The sequence below is a fragment of the Roseateles koreensis genome (assembly GCF_028595305.1).
GTDB lineage: Bacteria > Pseudomonadota > Gammaproteobacteria > Burkholderiales > Burkholderiaceae_C > Paucibacter_A > Paucibacter_A koreensis.
Genome location: NZ_JAQQXS010000015.1, coordinates 110,261 through 116,916, shown reverse-complemented (window position 1 = coordinate 116,916; position 6,656 = coordinate 110,261). Strand labels below are relative to the sequence as shown.

Genomic DNA, 6,656 nt, shown 5'->3' with positions numbered 1-6,656 from the left:
GCGGGGATCTGGAATTGCGGCTGCGCCGCCTGGTCCGCCGTAGCGGTGGGTTTTGTCTTGCGTGGCATTCATGCTCCTTGTCGACATGCTATGCCTCACACACAAAATTTCTGACAGGCTCGCTTTAGGGGACGGGCTAAATCGATGTTTGGCGCGACTCAGCTCAGGCCACTCATGCATCCAACTTCAACGGCGGGGTGAGCTTGAATTGTGCGATTCTTGCGATGGCACTGCGCATGCGATGCCTGTACAAAATATACCTACACTTTTGTAACGTTTTGACTCCACCCTGAATATGCCCATCTCCTGGTCCTTTGATATTGAATCCATCGATTGGCAGGTACTTGAAGATTTGTATCGGGTGGCGCCACTCGGCAACAAGAGCGCAGCCCAACTCCAGACGGTCTTCACGAACAGCCGGTTCAAATGCTTCGCCTACAACGGCACCGAGCTTGTTGGCGCGGGCCGAGCCCTGGCAGATGGCGCCGACTGCTCGTACATCTGTGACGTTGCCGTTTTGCCGACCTGGCAGGGTACCGGATTGGGGAAAGGAATTGTGAATCGCTTGGTCGAAGCATCATCCGACCATAAGAAGATCATCCTGTACGCGGTCCCAGGCAAGGAGTTGTTCTACAAGAAATTGGGTTTCCTCAGAATGCTCACCGCCATGGCGATCTTCAAAGACAGTGACGCTGCCATTGCGCGCGGGCATTTGAGCAAGACCTGAGAATTTATACGCAAATAAGCAAGGTCGGCTGGCGATTGCTTTGGACGCACGACTGGGTTGCGAATCTTCGCGATACCTTGGCTATCGTTGTGGGTTGCCCCCGTCCTGCATCCAAACCTCATAGCCACCTTCAATTTTCTAATTCACTGACAAGTTCTCAGTTCGGGGGCAGGCCGTGCGGCGCTCAACGCAAAGGGCCGGGCTTTTTCGCCAGCATCACATAGGCCAACGCCAGGACGATGAAGGCGATGCCACCGCCTTGCCAAAGGGTGATGTGTTCGCCCAGTATCACTACACCAGCAAGCAGGCCCACCACGGGTACGCCCAAGCTGAAAGGCGCCACGCGATTGGCCGCATGGCGTTTGAGCAAACCGGTCCACAGCCCATAGGCCAGGATGGTGGCCATCCAGCCGAGGTACATCGCACCCAGCCACGCAGTGGGGGAGGCGTGCAACCATCGCCAGCGAAGTTCTGGCACGTCAAGCCAGAGGCTTAGCAGCACAAAGGGAAGAATGGGGGGAATCGCCGACCAGACCACGAACTGGATGGGGTCGTACGTGGGCACGGCACGCTGCAATTGTCGGGCCAGGATATTGGAGCAGGCCCACATTGCCGCAGCAGCCAGGTTCAAGGCAAAGCCTGCGAGGGTGACACCTCCGGCAGCTTGGCCACCTGCCAGACTCATCAAAAAGCAAGCCAGGCCCGCCAGCGCAAACAGCAGCCCACCCACTAGGGGGCGACTCAGCCGTTCGTGCAGCAAGAAGAAAGCCATCAAGGCGGTGAAGAAGACCTGCGTTTGCATCAGCACCGAAGCCAGGGCGGCCGTCATGCCCAAACGTAGCGCCAGGAAAAGCAGGCCGAACTGCCCCACGCCCTGCACCAGACCATAGGCGAGAACCCAGCGCCAGCCCACGGCCGGGCGCTTCACGAAAAGGATCAGGGGCAGCGCGGCGAAGACGTAGCGCACTGCGCCCAACTGCATGGGCGTGAAGTCATGCAGAGCCAACTTCATGGCGACGAAGTTGAGCCCCCAGATCAGCACCACGGCCAGAGCGGCGGCGAGGTCATGCGGGGTTAGGACACTGGGTCTCATTGCGCTGGCCTGTCCTTGCGGAAGGCATTCTTGACGGCGATCTTGCCGTCCCGGAATGTGAACACATCTACCATCCGGGCCTCGATGCGCGAGCCGTCCGCGCGGGTTCCGCAGAAGGTGGATTCCGAGACGCCGCGGTCTCCGGCAACGAAGTGTTCGGCGTTCAGCCAGGCCGCGTCAGGGAAGGTTTGCCACGCCAGTTGGAAGCCCGCCCGAACCGCGTCATGGCCGTGGAAGCTGCGGCCCATGAGGTCCGGGCCGGCTACGGCGTGGAAGGCGCAGTCCTCGCTCATGAATGACATCAGTGCCTCGATGTCGTGTCTGTTCCAGGCGGCGGCAAAGTCTTGCAAGAAATGAAGATCCACGGAGGAGGATGTGCTCATGGGTAGATAGGGGCAGAGATAAATAGGGAGGAGCGGCACGGCGCGCGGGCATTCCGGCGTTCCATCAGGCGTAGCGCCATCCTAGGAGAATGCGGGCGTCAAAGTGGCGCCAGATGGCTGAAGGTATGGGTCCAGTGATGTGGGAAAACCGACGCAATCGGGGCCTGGCACCAAGGATGGTCATGACTGGTCCTACCCTGGCATGGCGGCAGGCTTCACCATCGCCGCAGTGCAACAGGAATGCGATCATGCGCCCCAATCTCGACACAGAGCCTGCTCCCCTCACTTCCGCCACCGTGGCTTCTTCACATTTGCAAGGCTACGTGCCGAGCTATGACCCGCTCGTGGCCCCGCATCCCGGCCACGGCACGGGCTATGCGCCGACGTACTGGGTCGCTACGGCCGGTGCTCCGCCGCAGGATGACGGCCCCATCACAGGTGATACAGATGCCGACGTGGTCATCGTCGGCGCGGGGTTTACTGGCCTTGCTACCGCCCTGTTCCTGGCGAGAGAGCATGGCATTCGTGCCACGGTGCTCGAGGCCAATCAGACTGCCTGGGGTTGCACCAGCCGCAATGGGGGGCAAGGCCAGAATGCGAGCGGCCGCCTCTACCGCTCGCAGTGGATCCAGCGCTGGGGCAAGGAGGTGGCGCTGAAGCTCGATGATGAAATTCGTGAAGGCTTCGATACGTTCAAAAACCTGGTGGCCGAGGTGCCCTGTGACCCGCAACCGGGCGGACATCTCTATATTGCGCACCGCGAACGGAAAATGGCCTTTCTGCGCAAGGAGGCCCAAGTCATGCGGGAGATCTTCGGTTACGACACGCGCATGCTGTCGCGTGAGGAGTTGGCTGAGGAATACGTCAAGGATGCGGAAGCCTTTGGCGCGCTCCATGAGCCTGATGGCATCGGCGTGCATCCCCTCAAGTTGGCGTTTGGCTACTTGCGCATGGCGCGGGCTCTAGGGGTAAAAGTACATCCCGCCAGCCCAGTGATCGGCTTTGAAACCCGAAATGGGGTACACCATTTGCGCACGCCAGGTGGCACCGTGCGTGCCCGGGCGGTGGGCTTTGCCACGGGGGGCTACACCAGCAACGGTCTACACCCGCAGTTGAAGTCGAAGATCATGCCAATTTTGTCAAACTCGCTGGTGACGCGACCGCTCACCCCGGACGAACTGGCCGCCACCAACTTCCTCACCAAGGAGGTGATCACCGACACCCGTACTTTGCGTTTTTACTACCGCCAATTACCGGACAACCGGGTCCAGATCGGCAGCCGCAGTGCCATTACCGGCGCCGATGCGGCGAACCCCCGGCACCTGGCTGTTTTGGTTGAGGGGCTGCACCGAAAATTTCCGGCGTTGCGTGGCATACAGATCGACCACAGTTGGTGGGGCTGGGTGGATGTGAGTCACGACATGATGCCGCGCGTCACCCAGCCGGATCCGATGCAAAACATCTTTTATGCGCTGGGTTATGGCGGCAACGGGGTGGCGTTCTCAGCCCATGCTGGCAAGCGTCTGGCTCAACGCATTGCGGGTCAGGCCGGCAAGGTGTTCGAGCTGCCAATCTACAACACGCCACTGGAATATCCGAATGTGGCCAACTGGGTCCGGGCCCGCTATTTCGCGCCCTTCAGGCGGCTGGGGCAGCGTGCCTTGTACCACTGGTACCACCTGCGCGACGAGGCGCCTTGAATGCCTTAAATATCTCGCCAAGTTGCAGACAGGCCATCAGGCAGCGTCCGCCAGCGACCTGCCGGGTGCCATTGCCCGCCAAGCTTGCGCCAGTGCCGCAATGCCCGGGTTGATGCGCTCATCGGCAATCGCACTGAAACCTAGGCGAAAGTAATCCTTGGGGGCTTCCTGCCCGATGAAATGGATATCGCCGGGCTCGATCAGGGCACCCCGTTGTGCCGCGCGCCGTTGAAAGTCCCAGGCGTCGAACCCCAGAGGCCCATGCACCCAGATGCTTGATCCGCCCGGCATGCCCGAGTACTCGAACTCCGGCAGGTGCTGGTGCATGGCTTGCGTCACCAAGCGCCATTTGCGGCCCAACATCTCCTGGTGCCGGCGCGCGTGCTCGTCGTGGTACCCCATCGACAGAAACAACGCCATGGTGCGTTGGTTGTTTTGCGGCGGGTGACGGTACATATAGCGCCGCAGTGCACGCAGCTCATGAATCAGCTCTTCATCGGCGACGATGTAGCCCAGGCGCACGCCGGGCAACAGGTTCTTGGTCAGGCTGCCGAGATAGATCACGCGTCCGCTGTGGTCAAAGCTTTTGAGCGCGGGGTGGTTGCCGCCCAATGCGTTGTGCTCGGTGTCGTAGTCATCCTCGATCACCAAAAAATCTTGCTCACGCGCCTTTTCAAGCAAGGCCATGCGCCGGTAGATGGGCAGGGTCACGCCGGTGGGTGACTGGTGGCTCGGGGTACAGAACACGAGGTCGCAAGGATTCAATTGCTCGTTGATCACCAGGCCCTGGGCGTCGACCCGCAGGGGCCGGAGTTGCGTCCCCGAGAGCTCAAAAATGTGGCGTGCATCCACATAGCCCGGGTTCTCCAAGCCGAGAACCGTTCCTCCCCCCCCTAGCAGTTGGGCCACCAAATACAGGGAGTTTTGCGTGCCGATGGTGACCATGATTTCTTCGGGGCGCGCCGTGATGGCCCGCTTGGGCAGGATGCGCTGCATGATCTGCTCGACCAAGATCGGGTCGTCCAGAGTCACATGGTCGTCGATCCAGCTGCGCATATGCGCACGCAAGCTGGCCAGCCGGGTGCAGTTGCGCCAACGCGTGGTGGTGACTTCGTCGTATTCGACTTGCCCATAAATGAAGGGGTAGTCGTAGTCGCGCCAGTTGCGCGGTTTGACAATGGCGCTGAATTGCGAGGGGTGGCATTTGATCCGCTGGCCCCAGTTCGGTGCGTCGTCCGGCCGCTCGCCCAATGCGGGTGCGGCTGGCTTGAAGCGCACGCGCAGCTGCTGGCTCACGAACTTCTCGTTGATGAAGTAGCCCCGCCGTTTTGCGGACGTGAGAAATCCGTCCTGCACCAATTGCTCGTAGACCAGCACGACGGTGTTGCGCGACACCTTCAAGAGCTGGCTCAGGTGGCGTGACGAAGGCATGGGCTCGCCAGGTGAGAGGGCGCCGTCTAGCAAGGCGTCCAGTAGGTTCTCTCGCAATTGGGCCTGCAGGCCTCGGCCGGCTTCAAAAGGCCGTAGATATCGTTCCAGCATCGTGTCATGTCCTTTGGGTTCCTGCGGCCTGGCCTGCACCTTGCATGGTTGGCACCAAATCGCTTGCCTGGTGGATCTAAAGCAAATCACGCGCCATCCCTACGATGCAAAGCACACGAACACTTCTTTTCCTTGTATTTCAATTTGGAGCTGTTGCCATGACATCGATCTCTCTCATTCGCCGTGCACTCCTGATGGCCGCTGCGGTCAGCTGCTTGGGGGGCACCGCCGCTGCTCAGGCCGAAACCGTGACCGTCGGCATCCAGTCCATGTTCGCCCCCTGGAAGGCCGCAATTGCGGCCAAGGAGTTCGAGAAGGTCACAGGATGGACCATCAAATGGCGCAACTTCGACAGCGGTGGCGATGTGATGACAGCCATGGCCTCAGGAGACGTGCAGATCGGTGTGGCAGGCAGCAGCCCAGTGGCAGCCGCAGTCAGCCGTGGCATGCCCATTGAGGTGTTCTGGGTGTTGGACAACATTGCCGATGCCGAAGCTTTGGTCGTTCGCAACGGCAGCGGCATTCAGTCGCCGCAAGATCTGGCTGGCAAACGACTCGCTGTGCCTTTTGTGTCGACCACGCACTTTCACGCCTTGTTCGCGTTGGAACAATTTGGCCTGCAAAACAAGGTCAAGGTCTTGAACCTGGCGCCTTCTGACATGACTGCGGCTTGGGAGCGCGGTGATATCGATGCGGCCTTCGTGTGGGATCCGGCCTTGGGCCACCTCAAGCAAAGCGGCAAGGTGTTGCTGACCTCCGGCTTGCTCACCAGTTGGGGTAAGGCGACGTTCGATGCCCTGGTCGTGGACAAAACCTTCGCCGCCAAGAACACAGCGGCCATGACCGCCTTCACCAAAGTGTTGCAAACCACAACGGCCGACTATGTCGAGGCCCCGCAGAACTGGACCGCCAAATCGCCCAAGGTAGCGAAGGTAGCGCAACTCTCCGGCGCCAAGCCCGAAGAAGTGCCCGAGGTCATGGGCTTGTACAAGTTTCCATTGGCTGCAGAGCAGGCCGGCCCGGTCTGGTTGGGCGGCGGCAAGACCAGCGGTGTTGCCAAAGCACTTGCCGCTACTGCCGCGTTCTTGAAAGAAAGCAAGAAGATCAGTGCGTTGCTGCCCGACTACAGCCTCGCCGTGAATCCCGCCTTTGTGAGTGCTGTCTCAAAGTGACTCTGACGGCGCACAAGGTCTGCAACGCATAGACGCGGA

General features: G+C 60.3%; 6 protein-coding genes. 3 read left to right on the top strand and 3 right to left on the bottom strand.

All coding sequences use genetic code 11. From position 1 onward, the window contains the following. Window positions 1–295 precede the first annotated feature (295 nt). Window positions 296–727 carry a GNAT family N-acetyltransferase gene (locus PRZ01_RS16300; protein ID WP_273597865.1) on the top strand — a complete coding sequence of 144 codons (432 nt, stop codon included), beginning with the start codon at window positions 296–298 and terminating at the stop codon, window positions 725–727. 184 nt (window positions 728–911) lie between these two features. Here PRZ01_RS16300 and PRZ01_RS16295 read toward each other — a convergent pair whose 3' ends face one another. Together PRZ01_RS16295 and PRZ01_RS16290 are read right to left on the bottom strand one after the other, a co-directional pair. After that, complete coding sequence (locus PRZ01_RS16295) at window positions 912–1,820, bottom strand: EamA family transporter (RefSeq protein WP_273597864.1); 909 nt, start codon at window positions 1,818–1,820, stop codon at window positions 912–914. After that, window positions 1,817–2,203, bottom strand: a complete 387-nt coding sequence (locus PRZ01_RS16290; RefSeq protein ID WP_273597863.1) for a nuclear transport factor 2 family protein — start codon at window positions 2,201–2,203, stop codon at window positions 1,817–1,819. The genes PRZ01_RS16295 and PRZ01_RS16290 overlap by 4 nt, the downstream gene beginning before the upstream one ends. A 248-nt stretch (window positions 2,204–2,451) precedes the next feature. On the opposite strand from PRZ01_RS16290, the gene PRZ01_RS16285 reads away from it, so the two are divergent. Then, on the top strand, window positions 2,452–3,903 hold the full coding sequence (locus tag PRZ01_RS16285; RefSeq protein WP_273597862.1) for an NAD(P)/FAD-dependent oxidoreductase: 1,452 nt from the start codon (window positions 2,452–2,454) through the stop codon (window positions 3,901–3,903). A gap of 36 nt (window positions 3,904–3,939) precedes the next feature. On the opposite strand, the gene pdxR is transcribed toward PRZ01_RS16285, so the two are convergent. Then, window positions 3,940–5,445 (bottom strand): MocR-like pyridoxine biosynthesis transcription factor PdxR, encoded by a 1,506-nt coding sequence (pdxR, locus tag PRZ01_RS16280; protein WP_273597861.1) that lies wholly within the window; start codon window positions 5,443–5,445, stop codon window positions 3,940–3,942. Window positions 5,446–5,603: 158 nt separating this feature from the next. Here pdxR and tauA point away from each other — a divergent pair, with 158 nt between their 5' ends. Further along, entirely contained in the window at window positions 5,604–6,617 is a 1,014-nt protein-coding gene (tauA, locus tag PRZ01_RS16275; protein WP_273597860.1) for a taurine ABC transporter substrate-binding protein, read from the top strand. Window positions 6,618–6,656 lie beyond the last annotated feature (39 nt).

Excerpts from the sequence above, each read along its gene's own strand:
- PRZ01_RS16300 (WP_273597865.1), top strand. The coding sequence starts at position 296 with ATGCCCATCTCCTGGTCCTTTGATATTGAATCCATCGATTGGCAGGTA.
- PRZ01_RS16295 (WP_273597864.1), bottom strand. The coding sequence starts at position 1,820 with ATGAGACCCAGTGTCCTAACCCCGCATGACCTCGCCGCCGCTCTGGCC.
- PRZ01_RS16290 (WP_273597863.1), bottom strand. The coding sequence starts at position 2,203 with ATGAGCACATCCTCCTCCGTGGATCTTCATTTCTTGCAAGACTTTGCC.
- PRZ01_RS16285 (WP_273597862.1), top strand. The coding sequence starts at position 2,452 with ATGCGCCCCAATCTCGACACAGAGCCTGCTCCCCTCACTTCCGCCACC.
- pdxR (WP_273597861.1), bottom strand. The coding sequence starts at position 5,445 with ATGCTGGAACGATATCTACGGCCTTTTGAAGCCGGCCGAGGCCTGCAG.
- tauA (WP_273597860.1), top strand. The coding sequence starts at position 5,604 with ATGACATCGATCTCTCTCATTCGCCGTGCACTCCTGATGGCCGCTGCG.